Raw genomic sequence first — 316 nt, forward strand, 5'->3', positions numbered from 1 at the left:
GTCATATTGATAAAGATGAATACCTGCTCCAAGATATAAATACCGGGAGCCTTTTGCTACCGCAGCCCCACCGCCACCACCAAACTGATCAAAAGCTTCCTGACGAGGATTGCTGAGTAAACCTGTACAACGGTCAAAATCATAAATGGACAAATGATCTTGCTCTCCGCCCCCTACACTGTAATATCGTATATGCTTATTGCCATCGGGTGTAAAAAAGGCCTGCCCAAGACCTAATATCCCTCCTTCACCGATTTGCTGAGTGCCCACCCATTCAAGCCCATTAGGAGTAAGTAGAAAGCGGTGAAACTCATTT

Annotated in this window: 1 protein-coding gene; it reads right to left on the reverse strand. The window is 45.6% G+C overall.

The annotated features are described in order from the left end of the window. On the reverse strand, positions 1-316 hold a 316-nt coding region (locus FRY97_RS22770), incomplete at both ends, for a hypothetical protein (RefSeq protein WP_170254905.1).

This window comes from Phaeodactylibacter luteus (genome assembly GCF_007993045.1).
GTDB classification, from domain to species: Bacteria; Bacteroidota; Bacteroidia; order Chitinophagales; family Saprospiraceae; genus Phaeodactylibacter; species Phaeodactylibacter luteus.